Origin of the sequence: Bacillus sp. EU55, from assembly GCF_038005925.1 — a bacterium.
GTDB classification, from domain to species: Bacteria; Bacillota; Bacilli; order Bacillales; family Bacillaceae; genus Bacillus; species Bacillus velezensis.
This window is the reverse complement of record NZ_JBBOUE010000001.1, coordinates 1,395,493-1,414,755: the sequence shown is the minus strand read 5'-3', so window position 1 is coordinate 1,414,755 and position 19,263 is coordinate 1,395,493. Positions and strand designations below refer to the sequence as shown.

Annotated in this window: 18 protein-coding genes and 3 riboswitches; of the genes, 9 read left to right on the top strand and 9 right to left on the bottom strand. The window is 47.2% G+C overall.

All coding sequences use genetic code 11. The features are described from left to right. Positions 1-144: 144 nt before the first annotated feature. Positions 145-477, top strand: a complete 333-nt coding sequence (locus NYE50_RS07555) for a MerR family transcriptional regulator (RefSeq protein WP_014417562.1) — start codon at positions 145-147, stop codon at positions 475-477. Positions 478-512: 35 nt separating this feature from the next. Here the strand turns inward: NYE50_RS07555 and mgtE are convergent, their stop codons facing one another. From mgtE to NYE50_RS07540, 3 genes are all read right to left on the bottom strand, one after another. Beyond that, positions 513-1,868 (bottom strand): magnesium transporter, encoded by a 1,356-nt coding sequence (gene mgtE / locus NYE50_RS07550; RefSeq protein ID WP_007407216.1) that lies wholly within the window; start codon positions 1,866-1,868, stop codon positions 513-515. Between the two features lie 234 nt (positions 1,869-2,102). Beyond that, positions 2,103-2,268, bottom strand: a riboswitch (M-box (ykoK) riboswitch). A gap of 107 nt (positions 2,269-2,375) precedes the next feature. Continuing rightward, a complete protein-coding gene (locus NYE50_RS07545; protein ID WP_003154740.1) occupies positions 2,376-2,513 on the bottom strand; it encodes a transcriptional regulator SplA domain-containing protein in 138 nt (45 codons plus the stop codon). 88 nt (positions 2,514-2,601) lie between these two features. Next, a complete protein-coding gene (locus tag NYE50_RS07540) occupies positions 2,602-3,864 on the bottom strand; it encodes a glycoside hydrolase family 18 protein (RefSeq protein WP_007407217.1) in 1,263 nt (420 codons plus the stop codon). Between the two features lie 148 nt (positions 3,865-4,012). Further along, a riboswitch (TPP riboswitch) is annotated at positions 4,013-4,126 on the top strand. Between the two features lie 179 nt (positions 4,127-4,305). On the opposite strand from NYE50_RS07540, the gene NYE50_RS07535 reads away from it, so the two are divergent. Genes NYE50_RS07535 through NYE50_RS07525 form a run of 3 tightly spaced genes read left to right on the top strand, consistent with a single transcriptional unit; the run spans position 4,306 to position 7,265 of the window. Then, entirely contained in the window at positions 4,306-4,905 is a 600-nt protein-coding gene (locus NYE50_RS07535; RefSeq protein ID WP_159354066.1) for an ECF transporter S component, read from the top strand. Continuing rightward, entirely contained in the window at positions 4,892-6,529 is a 1,638-nt protein-coding gene (locus tag NYE50_RS07530) for an ABC transporter ATP-binding protein (RefSeq protein ID WP_128496598.1), read from the top strand. The genes NYE50_RS07535 and NYE50_RS07530 overlap by 14 nt, the downstream gene beginning before the upstream one ends. Next, complete coding sequence (locus tag NYE50_RS07525) at positions 6,504-7,265, top strand: energy-coupling factor transporter transmembrane component T family protein (protein WP_159354065.1); 762 nt, start codon at positions 6,504-6,506, stop codon at positions 7,263-7,265. Before NYE50_RS07530 ends, NYE50_RS07525 begins: the two co-directional genes overlap by 26 nt. Before the next feature lie 45 nt (positions 7,266-7,310). On the opposite strand, the gene NYE50_RS07520 is transcribed toward NYE50_RS07525, so the two are convergent. Continuing rightward, positions 7,311-8,144, bottom strand: a complete 834-nt coding sequence (locus NYE50_RS07520) for an STAS domain-containing protein (protein ID WP_159354064.1) — start codon at positions 8,142-8,144, stop codon at positions 7,311-7,313. A gap of 219 nt (positions 8,145-8,363) precedes the next feature. Between NYE50_RS07520 and NYE50_RS07515 the strand changes: the two genes are divergently transcribed. Both NYE50_RS07515 and metE read left to right on the top strand, forming a co-directional pair. Next, positions 8,364-9,323, top strand: coding sequence for a S8 family peptidase (locus tag NYE50_RS07515; RefSeq protein ID WP_029974679.1), 960 nt, complete (start codon positions 8,364-8,366; stop codon positions 9,321-9,323). A 139-nt stretch (positions 9,324-9,462) separates the two neighbouring features. Continuing rightward, positions 9,463-9,617: riboswitch (SAM riboswitch) on the top strand. A gap of 83 nt (positions 9,618-9,700) precedes the next feature. Next, positions 9,701-11,989, top strand: coding sequence for a 5-methyltetrahydropteroyltriglutamate--homocysteine S-methyltransferase (gene metE / locus NYE50_RS07510; protein ID WP_172869163.1), 2,289 nt, complete (start codon positions 9,701-9,703; stop codon positions 11,987-11,989). A 48-nt stretch (positions 11,990-12,037) separates the two neighbouring features. On the opposite strand, the gene yeiL is transcribed toward metE, so the two are convergent. Next, positions 12,038-12,709: a transcriptional regulator YeiL gene (yeiL, locus tag NYE50_RS07505; RefSeq protein WP_061862115.1), complete on the bottom strand. Its 672-nt coding sequence runs from the start codon at positions 12,707-12,709 to the stop codon at positions 12,038-12,040. 81 nt (positions 12,710-12,790) lie between these two features. Between yeiL and NYE50_RS07500 the strand changes: the two genes are divergently transcribed. Together NYE50_RS07500 and NYE50_RS07495 are read left to right on the top strand one after the other, a co-directional pair. Continuing rightward, on the top strand, positions 12,791-13,975 hold the full coding sequence (locus tag NYE50_RS07500; RefSeq protein ID WP_159354062.1) for an MFS transporter: 1,185 nt from the start codon (positions 12,791-12,793) through the stop codon (positions 13,973-13,975). 239 nt (positions 13,976-14,214) lie between these two features. Beyond that, complete coding sequence (locus NYE50_RS07495) at positions 14,215-15,900, top strand: BclA C-terminal domain-containing protein (protein ID WP_318248547.1); 1,686 nt, start codon at positions 14,215-14,217, stop codon at positions 15,898-15,900. Positions 15,901-15,921: 21 nt separating this feature from the next. Here NYE50_RS07495 and NYE50_RS07490 read toward each other — a convergent pair whose 3' ends face one another. The 4 genes from NYE50_RS07490 to NYE50_RS07475 form a co-directional block, all read right to left on the bottom strand. Beyond that, a complete protein-coding gene (locus NYE50_RS07490) occupies positions 15,922-17,049 on the bottom strand; it encodes a glycosyltransferase (protein ID WP_025649651.1) in 1,128 nt (375 codons plus the stop codon). A 4-nt stretch (positions 17,050-17,053) separates the two neighbouring features. Further along, positions 17,054-17,518 carry a hypothetical protein gene (locus tag NYE50_RS07485; protein WP_017417627.1) on the bottom strand — a complete coding sequence of 155 codons (465 nt, stop codon included), beginning with the start codon at positions 17,516-17,518 and terminating at the stop codon, positions 17,054-17,056. Positions 17,519-17,539: 21 nt separating this feature from the next. Continuing rightward, positions 17,540-18,109 carry a hypothetical protein gene (locus tag NYE50_RS07480; protein ID WP_014417549.1) on the bottom strand — a complete coding sequence of 190 codons (570 nt, stop codon included), beginning with the start codon at positions 18,107-18,109 and terminating at the stop codon, positions 17,540-17,542. 140 nt (positions 18,110-18,249) lie between these two features. Beyond that, positions 18,250-18,660: an organic hydroperoxide resistance protein gene (locus NYE50_RS07475; RefSeq protein WP_003154758.1), complete on the bottom strand. Its 411-nt coding sequence runs from the start codon at positions 18,658-18,660 to the stop codon at positions 18,250-18,252. A 73-nt stretch (positions 18,661-18,733) separates the two neighbouring features. Here NYE50_RS07475 and NYE50_RS07470 point away from each other — a divergent pair, with 73 nt between their 5' ends. Beyond that, positions 18,734-19,243, top strand: a complete 510-nt coding sequence (locus NYE50_RS07470; protein WP_014417547.1) for a MarR family winged helix-turn-helix transcriptional regulator — start codon at positions 18,734-18,736, stop codon at positions 19,241-19,243. Positions 19,244-19,263 lie beyond the last annotated feature (20 nt).

Sequence of the window (19,263 nt, the reverse complement as noted above, 5' to 3'; positions counted from 1 at the left end):
AAAGGACCATGCATTAACCTTGTCAATTTTTCTGCCGCTTTTTTTCTAAAATTTTCTATTCCGCGTCAGAAAACCTGACAAGCGTCAGGTTTTTTCTCTTTTTTTCTTATATAATATGAGTAAAAGACATCCAGGGGTGGAAAAATGACGGCAGACGAACAATCTTACAAAGATAAAAAAGTAATCTCGATCGGCATTGTAAGCGAATTAACCGGATTGTCAGTCAGACAGATCAGATACTATGAAGAACGGAAATTAATCTACCCGCAGCGTTCATCACGGGGAACGAGAAAGTATTCCTTCGCGGACGTTGAGCGGCTGATGGATATTGCCAACAAGCGGGAAGACGGCGTGCAGACGGCTGAGATTTTAAAAGACATGCGAAAAAAAGAACAGGCTCTCAAAAACGACCCGCAGCTCCGCAAAAAAATGCTGGAAGGACAGCTTAATGCTCATTTTAAGTATAAAAACCGCTGATCAAAAAAGTCCGCCTCCTGTGAGACGGACTTTTTTTATAAAGCATGAAGAAATGCAGTTGCAATGCCGAAATAAATTAATAAGGACAAAATATCGTTCAGCGTCGTAATCAGCGGTCCTGATGCAATCGCCGGGTCAATGTTCAGTTTATGAAGAATAATAGGGACAATCGTTCCGGCCATCGTACCGATAATCAACGTTGCAAGCAGCGATGAACCGACGACAAAACCGAGCGTTAAGTCTTTCTGCCAGACGGTAGCGACAATCGTAATCGCGATCGCACAGACGATGCCGATATAGATTCCGGTTCTTAATTCACGGAAAATCAGTTTAAAGATGGTTTTTTTATTCATTTCTTCTTTAGCGAGTCCTCTGATGACGACGGCGAGTGACTGTGTGCCTGTATTACCCGTCGTTCCCGCAATCATCGGCATGAAAAATGCGAGGGCGACTACTTTTTGCAATGTATCTTCAAAATAATTCAGAATGCTTCCGGAAATCAATCCGATAAACAAAAGCAGAATGAGCCACGGCAAACGGCGGTACGCTGCAACGTACGCTTTCGTATCAAATGTAATCGCCTTACCGGAGGCTGCGAATTTTTCGTAATCTTCATCGGCTTCTTTAATCACGACGTCAATAATATCATCGACAGTGACAATACCGACAAGCACATGATTTTCTTCCACGATCGGAATGGCTAAAAAGTCATACCGCTGGATCAGCCGGGCGACTTCTTCCTGGTCTTGGAGCACCCCGGCCGAGATGACACGTGTAAACATGAGATCCTGCACTTTATCGTCAGGCTCGCCGAGAATTAAATCTCTGTAAGAGAGCACTCCGACAAGCTGCTTGCTGTCATTAATCACGTACAAGTAGTTAATTGATTCTGCGATTTCCGCAAAGCTTTTCAGCTTCACGACCGCATCTTTTACTGTATAATGCTGCGGAATCCAGACGAAGCGGTTCGTCATCATCCGGCCCGCCGATTCTTGCGGATAGTTCATCAAAAGCTGTACGGCCTTTGATTCCTCAGCCTCCATGCTGGATAAAAGCTGTTCTTTCAGTTCTTCATCCATCTCTTCCAGCAAAGCGGCGAGATCGTCGTTATCCATTTTATTCATTGCGAGAGTGGCTTTCGTTTTACCGACTTTATGCAAAACGGCAAGCTGAAATTCCCGCTCCAGCTCTCCGATCATGTCGGTGATGTCATCAACCGTCATATATGACAGATAGCGGGCCCGGTGCTTTTCCGGCATTTCTTTAAATAAAAATGCCATGTCATAGGGCTGAAGCTCATCTATCATGTTTCGGAATTCTTTTATTTTTCCGTCCCGCAATAAAATGATAATGCGTAATATGAGTTCGTCATAGGTCATGTTTTGGACCATCGGGACTCGTACCTCCTTTACGGAGACGCGCCGTCCGTCAAGGGAAGTGCGGCGGTTTGTCTCCTCATCATGTCGTCACTGGTTATCTGGCTGTATATGGGTACTTCTTCTGACATACTCGAATGGGGAGAATCCATACTCCGCACCTCCTTATCATGCTCAGTCGTGTACGTTTTGAGGCATAAAAAAAACCTTCAGATATGAAGGCGAAAACAAGCACGGCAAATAAACGTGCGGGGCCTCCAATCGTAGAGCTTTAGCACTGTATGGCATAGGACAGCCATCCAGCTGCGTTAAGAATCACCTTATGTCGATGATTCCTGTTGACCCATTGGCGTCTTTGGACATTTTTGGGCAGCAGCGTATCTCCATACAGGAGCCTCACCTAACGAAGTTCTTATTTGAATTGACACACTGAGATTACAGAAAAAAAAGGAATGTGTCAACCTTAAATTTGTGATTTCAGCACATGCCTATAAAATAAACGGAATAAAGGCATAAAAGCCCTTATTCCGGCAAATCGCTTTCATCCTCTTCTGAAAGGAAATGATAGGATTCATGCAGCATGAGCGCGTACTCCCCTTCTTTTGTCGGATGCGGTACATACTCAGCCTCGTTGATATACTGCTCTTCCCTTTTCTTCATATGACAGACCTCCTGTTCAATTTTAGATTGTCCAAAAGAAGACCCGTTATCATAGGAAAAAAAATCACTTGCGGAGGGGGACATGCAGCTATATTTTTCGGATCGTGAAAAAGTTCCTAAGCAGCCACGGGCCCGGTTTGAAACCGAGCGTTAATTGCCACGCGCCGATCGCCTGCAGTCCGAACTCCCGAACGAGAACCATTTTTTCACTCATGCTCCGCACATCCTCAAACCACACTTCATGCGTTCTTCCATTTTCATCAGTATACCGGAAGTAAGGGGAACGCTCCTGCTGGGAATAACGGATCACTGATTGATGCTTCATGGCCGTTTCCATGGCGCGCTGGTTGGAGATGGCGGATCCGATCGTTCCGGGACGGTACGGAATCACCCAATCATACCCGTACAGCGGAACACCGAGAATCACTTTTCTTCTCGGCACCCTGCTGATGGCAAAATTGATCGTTTGCCTGACCTCTGTCAAAGGCGCCACGGGTCCCGGCTCACTGCCGGCGTGGTGCCAGTCGTACGCCATAATGAACATATAATCGACGACGGCTCCGATTCCGCCGTAATCATATCCCCTCAGCCACGGCACTGCATCACTTGTTTTCGCCGGAACCGATATCGTTAACGCGAGCTGATGCTCTGAAAGCCGGGTTTTTAACTGCCGGAGAAATCCTGTGAAGAGGTCCCTGTCAGCTTCTCTGACCCGTTCAAAATCGATATTTACACCGCCGTATCCCTTTCTTACGGTTAAGGAGACGATATTGTTGACGAGATTCGTTCGTGCCGTCGGATTTTGCAGCACTTGATGGGCTAATTCCGGACTGAATCCCCCTTCTGTCAGATTTGTAATAACGGCAAGCGGGCGCACTCTGTTCTGCCATGTGGTTTCTATTGCGGTTCTGTCGTTTAAATCGTTAATGATATCTCCGTTCGGGCCAAAATGATATTCAAACAAAGAAATCGCCGAAGAATACGGCGCAAAATCATTAATTAACTCTCTATCCGCTTCAGGCGTCCGAATGACATAAAATTGCAGGGTTCCCGCAAGATAGTTAGAGATATCAGGGATCTTCACTTTCATACCCGCCCGCAGCCGGTTCGGCGGAATATCCGGGTTTGCCTGCATCAGCTGCATCTGCGGCACATAAGCCTTACCTGCGATAACGGCATACGTATCATTCGGCTGAACCGTATATTCATTAAGAGGGATTAAAAGCGCCTGCCCCGGAACGATATTCGTTTCCTCAAGCCCGTTGACGCTTCTGATGCTGTCAACAGGGTATCCGTACTTTCTGCTGATGGAAAATAACGAGTCGCCAGACTGCACTGTATGAACAAACATAGATGTCCTCCGTTTCCTTTTGATCAAAAGGGCTCTTCTTATCTTTATGAATGATCATCCGGTCCGATTCCAAACTCTGTTTGGAGAAAGGCTGTTTACAAATCAGACATGATCAACTATGATGATGTCATCATAAAAAACTGTATAGGAAACGCACTAGGGGTGCTGTTATCGGCTGAGATAAAACATGCGGCAGGCGTGTTTTGATCCCTTATAACCCGATCTGGATAATACCAGCGTGGGGAAGTGCAGATTGACCGGAGCGCAGGGTTTTTCCCCATGCGTTTTCGTTCTGCTGCTGCATATTCCCTCGGATATGCAGTTTTTTATTTTTCATTAAAAAACGGGGGAGGACACCGCAATATGAAACTGAATATAAACCGCCTGTAAAATCATCTCTTTCATACATACGACTATCCGATAAGAAAGCAGGAGATCACAATGAAAAATTGGAAAATGAGAGAAATTGTCGTCATGTCCGTCATCAGTGTAGTATTTGCTGTCATTTATTTAGTATCAACTCATGCAAGCAATATAGCGGCAGGGTTTTTCGGCCGGATGAGCTACGAACCGATTTACGGTATCTGGTTTATCGTCTCGATAATTGCCGCGTACATTATTCAAAAACCGGGAGCGGCTCTTGTTTCTGAAATCATCGCCGCGTTTGTGGAGTGCTTACTCGGAAATCCGTCAGGACCGATGGTGATTCTGATCGGGATCGCACAGGGAATCGGTGCGGAAGCGGTCTTTTTTGCGACACGCTGGCGGATTTATACCCTGCCCGTGCTTCTTTTATCCGGTATGGGGTCTTCTGTGACGAGCTTCATTTATGACTTGTTCGTTTCCGGATACTCTGTTTTGAATCCGGGTTTATTAGCCGTCATGCTTCTTGTCCGTCTGATCTCAGGTGCGCTTCTTGCCGGCCTTCTCGGCAAAGCAATCAGTGATGCGCTGGCTTACACAGGGGTGCTGAACGGCATGGCGCTCGGAAAACAATTCAAGAAGAAAAAGAAACAGGTGAACCAAGATGCAGGCATCTGAGCCCCTTCTATCGGCCGGCTGTCTTACCTTTTCTTATGATCAGGATGAAAAGCCGATTCTTCAAAACGTGTCCTTTCAGCTCCGCAAAGGAGAGCGGGCTTTATTGCTCGGGCCGAGCGGATGCGGCAAAAGCTCGCTCGCTCTTTGTTTAAACGGTCTGTACCCGGAAGCATGCGATGGGGTTCAATCGGGCACCGTTTCTTTATACGGAACACCTCTTTCACACCTGACAGAACCCGCCGCCAGATCCATCGGCGTCGTGTTTCAAGATCCGGACCAGCAGTTTTGCATGCTGACGGTTGAAGATGAAATCGCCTTCGGCTTGGAAAATTTGCAATATACAAAAGAAGATATGGACGCAATCATCAATGACGTTTTAGAAAAATTAGAGATCACTCATTTGAAAACGCGAACGATCGCTTCGCTGTCAGGCGGTTCAAAACAAAAAGTGGCGCTTGCCTGTATCATTGCGATGGAACCGGAACTCATTATTTTGGACGAACCGACGGCACAGCTTGATCCATATTCCGCACGTGAATTAGTGCGGCTGATCAAAGATCTTCAAGCAAAAAAAGGCTTCGGCCTTCTCGTTATCGAACATCAGCTTGATCATTGGGCGCCGTGGATGGACAGGACGATTGTCCTTGACGAAATGGGTCAGAAGGTGATGGACGGAGAGACGGACGTTATCTTTGAAACAAAGATTGAAGAGCTGATGCAGCTCGGCATTCCGATTCCGCGTGTGATCTCATTGCAGGAGCACGTCAGCATTCCTTTTACATTGTGTAAAGAAAAGCTGTTTCACGAACCTGTACCATCTCTGCCCGAACCCCGGCCCGCCGCGCTTTCGGCAGAAGACGCGCTGAGCGTTCACGAGCTGTCATTCTCAAGAGGAGCAGACGTCATTTTTCAGGATGTGAGCTTTTCCGTAAAAAAAGGTTCAATCACCGCGATTGCCGGCCCTAACGGAACAGGAAAATCCACGCTCCTTTCTGCCGCGGCCAAGCTCATCCGTCCGCTGAGCGGAGACATCAAAATAGACGGCAGACCGATTGATTCCTATTCTGAAAAAGAGCTGCGGCGGCTGATCGGATATGTTTTCCAGAATCCTGAACACCAATTTGTCACAGATTCCGTCATTCAAGAGCTGATGTTCGGTTTTGAAAGCAGCAGACCCGCAAAGGAGAAAGCTCTTCAGCTGTTAACCCGATTCGGCCTGAGACGCCATGCCTCACAGCATCCTTTTTCTTTAAGCCAAGGACAAAAACGCCGGCTCAGCGTCGCGACAATGCTTATGCACAATGTGAACGTTTTGATGCTTGATGAACCGACTTTCGGACAGGATGCCAAAACGGCGCGGGAGTGTATGCAAATGCTCCGTGAGATTCAAAAGGAAGGAACGGCTGTTTTGATGGTGACACACGATATGGAACTCGTCTCAGATTATGCCGACACGATCCTTGTGCTCTGCGGCACGAAACTGGTATTCCGGGGAACTCCCGACGCTTTATTTTCTGATAACACCAGGATCGCCGAGCAGGCGCATTTGGCTTTGCCGCTGCGGTATGAATGGATGAAACACGACAGGAGGCGGAGAAATGAACTTGCGGCTGGAGGCTGTTAACCCGTCAATAAAGGCGGCGGCTGTATTGTTATGCGTCATTATGCTGTCGTTTATTTATAATCCGTACACCCCTGCTTTGTTTTATATCATCATTGCGGGAGGCGTCCTCTCGGCGGGGCGTGTGCCGCTGAAAAAATGGCTGCTGTTCACGATTCCGTTTGTCATTCTGGCCTTCGGTTCTTTATGGACAGCCGCCGTATTCGGAAACGTCCCGACAACCGGAAGCAACCTGCTGTTTAAGCTCGGGCCGATTGCCGTCAACAGTGATAACGCGGCGCTCGGGATTTCTATCGCGTTTCGTATTTTATGTTTTTCCGCTTTGTCGATGATGTTTCTTTTCACAACCGATCCGATTCTGTTCATGCTCAGTCTGGTTCAGCAGTGTAAGCTGCCGCCCAAGCTTGCATACGGCGTTATCGCGGGGTTCCGGTTTCTCCCTCTTCTGAAAGATGAAATCCTGATCATCCGGCAGGCGCACAGAATCAGGGGCGCGGCGTCTGATTCCGGGCTGAAAGGAAAGCTCTCCGCCGTCAGGCGCTTCACCATTCCGCTATTGGCAGGCGCAATCAGAAAGGCGGAACGCACGGCGATCGCGATGGAATCTAAAGGCTTTACGGGGAGCCGAAACCGCACGTTTTACAGAACTGTTACCGTGCGCCGCGCCGACTGGTGCTTTTTCCTGCTCGTGCTTCTGTTATTCGGCGCAAGCTGGCTCATTTCATTGTTGTTTGTATAAAAACAGGCCGCCGGAGTGATTCGGCAGCCTGTTTTGTTATGTATGTTATTGATGATAATTGAGAGCCTGAGCGAGATTGGACTTGATCGTAATATCTGAGAAATTAATGCCGAGCTGTACGGCGGTTTGAGCCATTTCCGGCCTGATTCCGGATAAAGTGGACGTGACGCCGATCAGGTTCAGCGCCTCAATTAATTTAAAAATCTGATGCGCCACCATCGTATCGACAACCACTACACCCGATAGGTCAATAAACAGATGTTCAATCAGCCGTTTGGCACATGTGCTCAGCGTATTTTCAAGAATGAATTTGGCGCGCTCCGTGTCAATATCGCCGACAAGCGGCAGCAGCGCCGTCCGTTTGCTCAGCGTGATAACCGGAGAGCTTAACTCCAAAATCATTTCTCTTTGCGCGTTCAGCTGCATTTTCGAGTTATGCTCGGCATGATCGACAAACGTGTAAATCGTAAAATCAAATACTCGTACAATTAAATTCTCCCATTTCTTCCTTTCTCCCTCTGCAAACGAAGATTCATGTTTATCGGCAAACGCATCATAATAACTGATGTATAGCCTCCGGTTTCTCATGAATTCACGGACCACATACTGGACGGGTGTATCCAGATGCTTCTGGTCTTTCGCGAGCTCAATCACCCACTGCTCGAACTCTTCTAAAAATTCTTTTTCCGGCATGATATACATTTTATTAATATGCCGGTAAAATTCTTTATCCTGCTCCGTCAGTTCTTCTGTGATGACAGGATTTGCCAAAGAATAAACCGAATTCGGGTCCGAATCTTCCATCGTTTCGATCCACTCTTCCGCAATTTGATCCGCTTGTTCTGTAAAATAGTCGTATAATGCTTCATTTATCTTCATATCTCTTCTCCTTTCCCATTTCCAATTATAGCGTCAGCGGGTCATGAATGAAAATAAAAGCTGTTAAACTATCCATTTATTTGAAATTTTTTAGTGCAATAGATTACGCCTTTTTTATGAAAATGCTTCAAATGACTCTTTCCGGCCGGCATGCTCTGCCATAAAATAGTAGCAACACCCTTGTATCCACTCGCAAGCATAAAAAAGGAGGGCTTTTTTATGAATGGTGAAATGCATTTGATTCCTTATGTCACGGATGAACAGATCATGGATGTGAACGAGCTTCCAGAGGGTATTAAAGTGATTAAGGCGCCAGAGTTGTGGGCAAAAGGGTTTAAAGGCAAGGATATTAAAATCGCGGTGCTTGACACAGGCTGCGACATCAATCATCCTGATTTGAAAGACCGGATTGTCGGCGGGAAAAACTTCACCGATGATGACGGAGGCAAAGAAGACGCGATTTCCGATTATAACGGACACGGGACACACGTTTCCGGAACGATTGCCGCCAATGATTCAAACGGCGGAATTTCGGGTGTCGCGCCGGAAGCAAGCCTTTTAATCGTTAAAGTTCTCGGCGGGAAAAACGGCAGCGGCAAATACGAATGGATCATTAACGGCATCAACTACGCCGTTGAACAAAAGGCCGATATCATTTCCATGTCACTCGGCGGGCCAAGCGATGTGCCTGAATTGAAAGAAGCCGTTGCAAATGCGGTAAAAAGCGGTGTTCTGGTCGTTTGCGCGGCAGGAAACGAAGGCGACGGAGACGAGCGTACAGAGGAACTGTCGTATCCGGCCGCTTACAACGAAGTGATCGCAGTCGGATCAGTCTCAATCGCCCGTAAATCGTCTGAATTTTCAAACGCCAATAAAGAGATTGACCTAGTGGCTCCGGGAGAAAATATTCTCTCCACCCTTCCCAACCATAAATACGGGAAGCTGACGGGCACTTCAATGGCCGCCCCGCATGTGAGCGGAGCGCTTGCCTTAATAAAAGGGCTTGAACAGGACGCGTTTCAGCGGACGCTTTCTGAGGCTGAAGTCTACGCCCAGCTCGTGCGGCGGACCCTTCCTTTGGACATCGCCAAAACATTGGCCGGGAACGGGTTTCTGTATTTAGACGCGCCTGAAGTGCTGATGGAAAGAGCCGAACAGGCACAGCTGCTGTCTTTCTGATATTTTTCTCATATAATGATTGATCAGCTTGTCACAACACCAATTTTTAAAATGTGAGATTTTCTATTGACAGTGATCTGAATAAGCTGATAAGATAACCAACAAATGATGTAACTTTTCAAAAAAATTGAAATACTTTCTCTTATCGAGAGTTGGGCGAGGGATTGGCCTTTTGACCCCAACAGCAACCGACCGTAATTCCATTGTGAAATGGGGCGCGTGATTTTTGCGCCGAGACGACTGTCTCATAAGGCACGGTGCTAATTCCATCAGACGTGATCTGAGAGATGAGAGAGGCTTACATTTTGAAGTTAAAGCCTCTTTCTCTCATGAGAAAGGGGCTTTTTTGTTACATCTCACTTAAAGGAGGAAACTTAATGACAACAATCAAAACTTCGAACCTCGGTTTTCCGAGAATCGGCTTGAACAGAGAATGGAAAAAAGCGCTTGAGGCTTATTGGAAAGGAAACACTGACAAAGAAACGTTTCTTAAAGAACTTGACGGTTTATTCTTATCAGCTGTCAAAACACAGCTTGACCAACATATCGATATCGTGCCGGTCTCTGATTTCACCCATTATGACCATGTGCTTGATACAGCCGTCAGCTTTAACTGGATTCCGGAAAGATTCCGCAGCATCACGGATCCCGTTGATACATACTTTGCGATTGCCCGCGGTGTAAAAGACGCCGTTTCCAGTGAAATGACGAAATGGTTTAATACCAACTACCATTACATCGTTCCTGAATATGACGAAAGCATTGAATTCCGTCTGACGAGAAACAAACAGCTTGATGACTACCGCCGGATCAAAGAAGAATTCGGAGCGGAAACGAAACCTGTCATCGTCGGTCCGTACACATTCGTCACGCTTGCGAAAGGATACGAAGAATCAGAAGCGAAAGCGATTCAAAAATGCCTTGTTCCTCTTTATGTGCAGCTGCTGAAAGAGCTTGAAGCAGAAGGCGTCAAATGGGTTCAGATTGATGAGCCTGCTCTTGTGACAGCTTCTTCTGAAGACGTCCGTGCCGCCAAAGACCTCTATGAAGCGATCACAAAAGAGCTTTCAGGACTGAATGTTCTCCTGCAGACATACTTTGATTCGGTTGATGCATATGAAGAACTCGTTTCTTATCCCGTACAGGGAATCGGGCTTGACTTCGTGCATGATAAAGGCAGAAACCTTGAGCAGCTGAAAAAGCACGGCTTCCCGAAAGATAAAGTGCTGGCAGCCGGTGTGATCGACGGGCGCAACATTTGGAAAATCGATGTTGAAGAACGCCTTGATGCAGCTCTGGATATCCTCAGCCACGCTGACGTTGAGGAATTATGGATTCAGCCTTCAAGCAGCCTTCTGCACGTGCCGGTGGCAAAACACCCTGACGAGCACCTTGAAAAGGATTTGCTGAACGGCCTGTCATACGCTAAAGAAAAACTGGCGGAACTCGGCGTCTTAAAAGAAGGGCTTCTGTCCGGCAAAGCGGCCGTCAGTGAGCAGATCGAAGAGTCAAAAGCGGCACTTAAGGCTTTAAAAGCATTCGCAACAGGAGCGAACTCAGATCAAAAAGAAGAGCTGAATCAGCTGACTGAAAAAGATTTCTCCCGTCCGGCAAGCTTTGAAGAACGATTGGCGCTGCAAAATGAATCACTCGGTCTTCCCCTTCTGCCGACGACGACAATCGGAAGCTTCCCTCAATCTGCCGAGGTGCGGAGCGCACGGCAAAAATGGCGGAAAAAAGATTGGACAGATGAACAGTACCAAACCTTTATTAATGCGGAAACGAAGCGCTGGGTTGACATTCAGGAAGAAATCGGCTTAGACGTGCTCGTTCACGGAGAATTTGAGCGGACGGACATGGTCGAATACTTCGGTGAAAAACTGGCCGGATTCGCCTTTACGAAATATGCATGGGTGCAGTCTTACGGTTCACGCTGCGTACGTCCGCCTGTCATTTTCGGAGATGTCGAATTTATCGAACCGATGACGGTAAAAGATACGGTCTACGCCCAATCGCTGACGGAAAAACACATGAAAGGCATGCTGACGGGACCTGTCACCATCTTAAACTGGTCATTCCCGCGTGTGGATATTTCAAGAAAAGAAATCGCCTTCCAGATCGGGCTTGCCCTCAGAAAAGAAGTAAAAGCGCTTGAAGATGCCGGTATCCAAATTATCCAAGTGGATGAACCCGCGCTCCGCGAAGGACTGCCGTTAAAAACGCAGGATTGGGATGAATATTTAACTTGGGCCGCAGAAGCATTCCGGTTAACGACGTCTTCTGTGCAAAATGAGACGCAGATTCATACGCATATGTGTTACAGCAACTTTGAAGATATCGTAGATACGATCAATGATCTTGACGCGGATGTCATTACAATCGAACACAGCAGAAGCCACGGAGGATTTTTAGAATACTTGAAAGAACATCCTTACGTGAAAGGCCTCGGACTCGGTGTATACGACATTCACAGCCCGCGTGTGCCGGCAACTGAAGAAATCTATCAAATTATTGATGACGCGCTTGAAGTGTGTCCGACTGACCGCTTCTGGGTAAACCCGGACTGCGGACTGAAAACAAGACAGCAGGAAGAAACCGTTGCGGCATTAAAAAATATGGTCGACGCCGCGAAACAGGCACGAAAAAAACAAGCTCAGCTTGTATAATGAAAACAGCCATCCGCAAATCGCGGGTGGCTGTTTTTTCTGGGCGTGCTACTTATTCTTCAGCGCTTCTGCAAGTTCACTTAGTGAATCATACTGCTTAATTTGATAGCCCCGCCCTTCTTTTTGCAAATACCCTTTTTGGCAGAATTGCGTCAGCACATGCAAGAGATGACGGTAAGATACACCCAAATAATCACAGACCGTTACGTGCTTCTCTTTATAAACCCCTTCATAAGCCGTCTGCAAAATAAAATCAGCAAGCCGGTTTTCAAGCGGGAACGCCAGACTTTGTGAATATTTCGAAGCCATAAGCGTTGCCTTAGCACTTAAAAACTTAGCCAACTCACGCAGGAATTTCGCATCCTGCAGCAATTGCGCGCGGCAGCGGTAAATAGGCAGAGCAAAACAAACAGTCTTCGCTGAGGCTTGAATTCCTTTTGTGTAATACACTTCATGTAATAGTTCCATCTCTCCGATGTAATCATTTTTGTTGATAAAATTAATTAAAGAAACTTTCCCGTTTTGATGGGTTACATATATTTTCGCTTTTCCTTCAATCACGTAAAACAGGAAGTCAGGCCTCCTGCCCTCTTGAATCATCCATTCGTCCCGCTCATATTCGCGCACTTCCATAAACTCTTCAGCGGGGAAAGAGAATAAATGCGCGATTGAGTGTTTTTCTAACTGATGCCGCTTTTTCTCGCCTTTATAAATTTCCATCGTCCACCCCAAAAATATGAGATATCTCATATTGTCTTTATGTCCTTACATGATAACATGCCAATTAAAGGAGGAACGGGAATGAAAGCATATCGCTGGATGAGTCTGCATTTTTTTAGTTTTTTTATGACATGGGGTGTTTTTCTGCCCTATTGGACGGGATGGATGGTGCATATAAAAGGGGTTTCCGTATCCGAAGCCAGTTTCATTATGAGCCTGGGCTTGGCGGCAAGAGGGATTTCCACATTATTTTTCTTCCCTTATTTATCAGGAAAATTCAGCAGCAAAGCCTTATTAAACGGCGCCAGAATCGGGACGCTTCTCGCACTTTTATGTTATATTCCCGCTGATTCTTTTCAAAGCCTGCTTCTTGTCACATTAGTGCTGCATGTGTTTTACCCTGCTTTAATGCCTGCTTTAGACAGCGCTTGCGGCGTCCTTGTACAGCATAACGAATTAAAGGCTTATGGGACAAGCCGCCAGTGGGGGTCCGCGGGTTTTGTTTCAGCCGGCGTCATCCTGTCCGTCTTTACAGGTATATTCGGAGATCAAGCGATTTTATGGGCACTGCTTTTGGGCACCCTGATATTCGCATGCCTCAGCTTTATGCATGCACCAGCTGTCCTCTCGAAACGGCCGGAAACAGACCGCGCAAGAAAAGAGGGTATGTTTGCCTTATTCCGCATCAAATATTTCGGTCTGGTGCTCGCAATCGTTATCTTACTGCAGGCGGCACATGCATCTTACTACAATTACGGTTATCTCTTTTTGCAGGAAATCGATGCGCCCGCATATGCCATCGGAATCATCATCAACATCGCCGTTATCGCGGAGATTATCTTCTTTGCAATCGCTGACCGATACTTTCATCAATTTACGGCAGGCTCTTTGCTCGCCTTGGCGGCGCTTGGTGCTACCGTACGCTGGATACTCGTATTTGCCTTTCCGCATGTCATCATTTTCTGTATTGCGCAGACGCTGCATGCCTGTTCATTCGCGATGGGACACTATGCATTTATGAAATACTTAATTAAGAATATTTCACCGGCGCAAATCCCGAAAGCCCAAGGCATATATTCAGCGCTTGCTCTCAGCTGGAGCACTGCGGTATTTACTATTTTCGGAGGTTTTTTATATGAAATTGAACCCCGGTATGCCTTTATCGGAATGATTGTTTGTACGATCCCATCCATGCTTCTCGCCCTCTTATACAGAAAACTTGAAATGAAAAAGAGAGTTTTTACTGGAAACGCTCAAGATATGTAGCCATCGCTTTATAGACGATCACATGTCCCGCTGTCATTTTGACCGATTTGCGAATGCTGTGCGATGTATTTTCTCTATATTTAAAGTATTTCCTTCATATATGATGAATTTAATGCGGGAATTCGTTCAGAAACTTGGACAGAGTCAGTGAATATACTGATACAGTACTGCTTACGCTTATTTCGGGGAACTTTGTTCGTAATAAAATGATTTTCAGCCAACTCATAAGGAGGGACATTGTGTCACAGCCTAATTTGCCTAATATCACCCCTGTCGTTACACTTTCCAGAGACGATACCATTAACCTTCTTCTTTCGTCAATTGCTATGGAAGAGCTGGGAATGGCACATATTCTGAATGCGGAAGGGGAAAAAATCCAATACGCGCTCGGAACGATTCCCGGATTAACAGGGCCCCCGTCAAGTCTTGCGGATATTCTGAACTTGAATGAGAGCGTCCGGGATACGCTTGACAGCTTAATGAAACAGGAGCTTCTTCTCGGTTCAAAATTGGACAGTATCTCAAATATCCCTACACTGGCGGGACCGACTGGTGCTACGGGGCCGACGGGACCAGCCGGCGGGCCCGCAGGACCGACGGGAGCAATCGGCCCGGCCGGAGCGACAGGGCCAACCGGACCGACCGGGCCGACGGGGGTCACCGGTGCGGGTCTTCAAGGGATTGTTGCTTTTAATCCGCTGATTGCTCCCGCTTATACACCCGGACAGGTTGTCTTGTATAACGGAAGCTCCTATGTCGTGAACACAGCTTCGCCGGCAGGGATTCCGGATACGTCTGCCGATTATACGCTTTTAGCTGCCGCAGGATCAACCGGGCCGATCGGACCAACAGGCGCTACAGGAGCCGGATTGACAGGATTGACAGATTTTGATCCCACTGCTGCGCCTTTTTATACAGCGGGGCAGGTTGTATTGTATGAGGGTGCTTCTTATGTCGTAAATATCAATAACCCTTCAGGCATTCCCGGGACATCGCCGGATTATACACTGCTTGCCGCCGCGGGGCCGACCGGGCCGACAGGGGTCACGGGCGCCGGACTGCAGGGCATCGTACCGTTTGATCCCCTCGCCGCCGCTGCCTATACCGCCGGACAGCCAGTTACTTTCAACGGCAGCTCTTACGTCGCAAACGTAAACAGCCCGGCGGGAACCCCTGGAGCCTCAGCTGACTATACACTTTTAGCTGCGGTGGGAAGCACCGGCGCTACTGGCGACACCGGACCGACCGGATTTACCGGTGCTACTGGCGTTACCGGACCGACCGGAAGCACCGGCGCTACTGGCGTTACCGGACCGACCGGATTTACCGGTGCTACTGGCGTTACCGGACCGACCGGATTTACCGGCGCTACTGGCGGCACCGGACCGACTGGAAGCACCGGCGCTACTGGCGGCACCGGACCGACTGGAATTACCGGCGCTACTGGCGTTACCGGACCGACCGGAAGCACCGGCGCTACTGGCGGCACCGGACCGACCGGAAGCACCGGAACAAGTCTGACAGCAACTTCCGGCTATGCAAGCAATACGGGCGGCGGTGTTGTCGCAGTTATTGTCGGCGGCACGACCATTTCTTTACCGAATGAACAAAACCTTTCGGCGGATATAACGGCTAATGCCGCAAATACCGTATTCACCGTTGCTCCGGCGGGACGTTACTATATCTCCTACCATATTAATTTAACGGCCGGCTTGCTTGTAAGTTCGCGTATTTTAATCAACGGCACTCCTCCTGCAAGTTCGATTATCGCCCCGGTCGCGTCTTTGGCAAACTTTAATAACTCCTTTATTGTGACTTTGCCAGCAGGCAGCACCATCCAGCTTCAGCTGTTCGGATTATTGGGTGCGGCCACATTGCTTGGAGGAAGCGTCGGTGCAGCTTTAAACATTATTCGATTATCTTAATGAAACATGCAAAAAAAAGGATCAGGCGTTTGTCCGCTGATCCTTTTTTAATTGAGACAGAAGCTCTTGCGCGGGTTTAAATTGAGGATTGAACTTCACGGATTTTTTGGCGTAAGCGATGGCCGTCATATCATGGTTTAATTCAGCATGGCATTTCGCCATATAATAAAAAGCTCTGAAATCGGCGGCACCTTTTAAAATTAAGTGATCAGCGTTTTCTCCTTCAACCTGCGTTCCGTTTTCAAATGCTTTGATTGCCGCTCTGTACTTTTCCAAATGATATAATACAAGGCCTTTATAATAATGAAGATTGCTGTAATCAGGATATAGCTTGAGCACTTTTTCAATCCCTTGTTCGGCTTCTTCATACCGTTTGAGCTCAAGCAATATTGTATATTTCAAATAATACAGGAGAGACGGAGGCATTCGTTTTTCGCTTAAAAATTGAAAAATTGAGCCGTTGACAAGATGTAATGCTTTTTCATAGTCTTTTATTCTGTAGCATTCACTTGCCAAATGATAGACAAGCCACGGATCAGGGTTTTCCTCTGAAAGCTCTTCATTTAAAATGCTGATATTCCGTTTATGTTTTTGCTTGATCTTTTCTTCCTGCTCCAAGTAGCCGTAGTGATGAATCACACATGGGAGCGTGAAAAAAGCATTGTTTTCTTCCTCATTGGAAGCCGAGATATTCTCGTGAATTCTGCCTTGATACAGAAGGCCTTTATGATTGCGGAACAGTCTCGGCTGCATGCTTTCAAACGCTTCGTTTTCATCGAGCTGCTTCCCCGTATAATTGATGATTTTCAAAAGGCCCCGGCTCGGTAATCCGTCATGAAGCAGCGAAGTTAAAAAGCGGCCCGTCTCCTGATCGAGCTCTTCATCCGCGTCAAGCATTAAAATCCAATCCCCTTCGGCATGCTGCAGGGCGTAATTTCTGGCCTTTGCGAAATCATTCTCCCATTCGAAATCAAACACTCTTGCCTGAAAGCTTTTGCATATATCTTTTGTATTATCTTGTGATCCGGTGTCTGCGATGACGATCTCATCAACGATGTCTTGTACACTTGATAAACAACGGGAGATGTATCTCTCCTCGTTTTTCACAATCATGCAAAGAGTCAGTTTACATTCAGCATTTCCGCTCATTTTCTCACCTTTCCCGATTTTGGAGTTGTTGATTGAACCAAGGCCGTTCAGGAGTGCCGTTCATCGTTATGATGACAGGCCGCACCCATCTGACGGCAGGTTCGGCAGTTGATTCTGCATCCCATTCCTGAAGCTGCCTGACAGCCCGCTTCGTAATGGGATGCGCCCGGAATTCGCGCGGGCTTTCAAAAATGAATTTTTTCGTTCGTTCCGTAACTGTCTTCATTTCATGAAAGTGCCGCTCATACATCTGCTTCTGCTCTTCTTCCAGGCTGACCATTAAAAACAGACGGCCGCCAGTTTCCATCTGCCAGCGGCACAATGCGGAGAACAGCCTGATTTCTTCTTTGTAATCTGAATCCCTTCTTTTATCCACGGTCACAGATAATATATTTAACAGCGCAATCGTGAGGCAATGCATGGCTTCAAAAGATGTCTGTTTCGCTTTTGAGATGCTTGGATACGGCATATGCTTCACCCGTCTCTTTTTTTATGAACGCTCCCCGCCTTTTTTCTTCCAACCGCAGTCCTCACAATCCCCGCACTCACAGCAGCCAATGCGGCCGTAAAACAGGCCGTCACACGGATCTTCAGGATGCGGATTCGGAAAGCACGGGTCGCATGGATCTTCCGGATCACTGGGATCGTCCGGATTCCACGGGTCATCAGGATCGCCCGGATCACTCGGATTACTTGGGTCGTCCGGATTCCACGGGTCATCAGGATCGCCCGGATTACTCGGATTGCTTGGGTCGTCCGGGTCCATACAGGCTTCAGAATCCTGTAAGAAGATAATGTCCTCAAGCTTCGTCTGCAAAAGGAGTTGTGATTTCATGACGGTGCGCAGGAGCCGTTCAGTGCTTCTATTGATTGATGACAGTTCCTCCAAGGAGGGATCGCCGGAAGCGCCGAGAAACATTTGAATCCTTTCCGCTTCCGCCTGCAGAATATGGGATAGTCCGATTTCTTCCATAGCCACGGATGAAAGAAGGAGGTTCAGGGTCTCACATCTGGAGAGTGTAATGTCGGGGGTGATGTTCGGTATGTTTGGAAGAGACATCGATTTCTCCCTCTTTTCTCTTGGTGTCATTATGCAAAAGTGCTATATCGTATACTTATTCCGGGAGAGAAGAGATCATTACTGATGTTTTCGTTAATAAAATATCCCGGATATGAAATCCGGGATATTCGTTCGTTGATTTATTTTAATTCAAGTTTGACGTCTACATTTCCTCTTGTTGCTTTTGAATACGGACAGAACTCGTGAGCGGCGTGCACTAGCTTCTCCGCCGTTTCTTTGTCAAGATCTTTTGTATCAATGACGAGCGTTACGCCGATTTTGTAACCTCCGTCACTCTCATCTTTTAAAAGGCTGACCTGTCCTTCAATTTCAGAGGTCATGTCGATTTTTTGTTTTTGGGCGGCAAGCTCAAGCGCTCCCCCGAAGCAGGCAGCATACCCTGCCGCAAAGAGCTGTTCAGGGTTTGTGCCGGTTTCTCCGTCTTTTTTTGCATTCGGCATGATGATGTCAAAATCCAGCACCCCGTCTTCGGATTTAATATGTCCTGCTCGTCCGCCGACTGCGGTCGCTTTTGAAGTAAATAATGCCATTATTATCAGCCTCCTCATTGTACTTACTGTATATATTGCCCCTGCTCATATTTTTAAACATGAGGAATAGGAAATGGACCGTTTTTCGGCTACAATAGGGGTAACGTTAACAAACAAAGAGTTGGTGAAAGAAGTAATGGCAGAAAAAGATTTTGAACATATGAAACTGGAGAATCAGCTTTGTTTTTTGCTGTACGCAAGCTCAAGGGAAATGACGAAACGGTACAAACCGCTGCTTGATAAGCTCAACGTAACTTATCCCCAGTATTTGGCGCTGCTTTTATTATGGGAGCACGAAGAACTGAATGTGAAACGGATGGGTGAGCTTTTGTACCTGGATTCCGGAACGCTGACACCGATGCTGAAACGGATGGAGCAGCACGGAATCATCATGAGAAAGCGGTCGGCTGAAGACGAGCGATCCGTGACGATCAGGCTCACAGATGAAGGACGGGCCTTGCAGAAAACAGCGGCGGATATCCCCATTGCCATGCTGGAACAGACGGGACGGTCAAAAGAGGAATTAAAGCAGTTAAAGCAGTCGCTTTATGAGGTTTTGAATACGCTGCACGGCAAAAAATAAGGATGCCCCAAATGGGCATC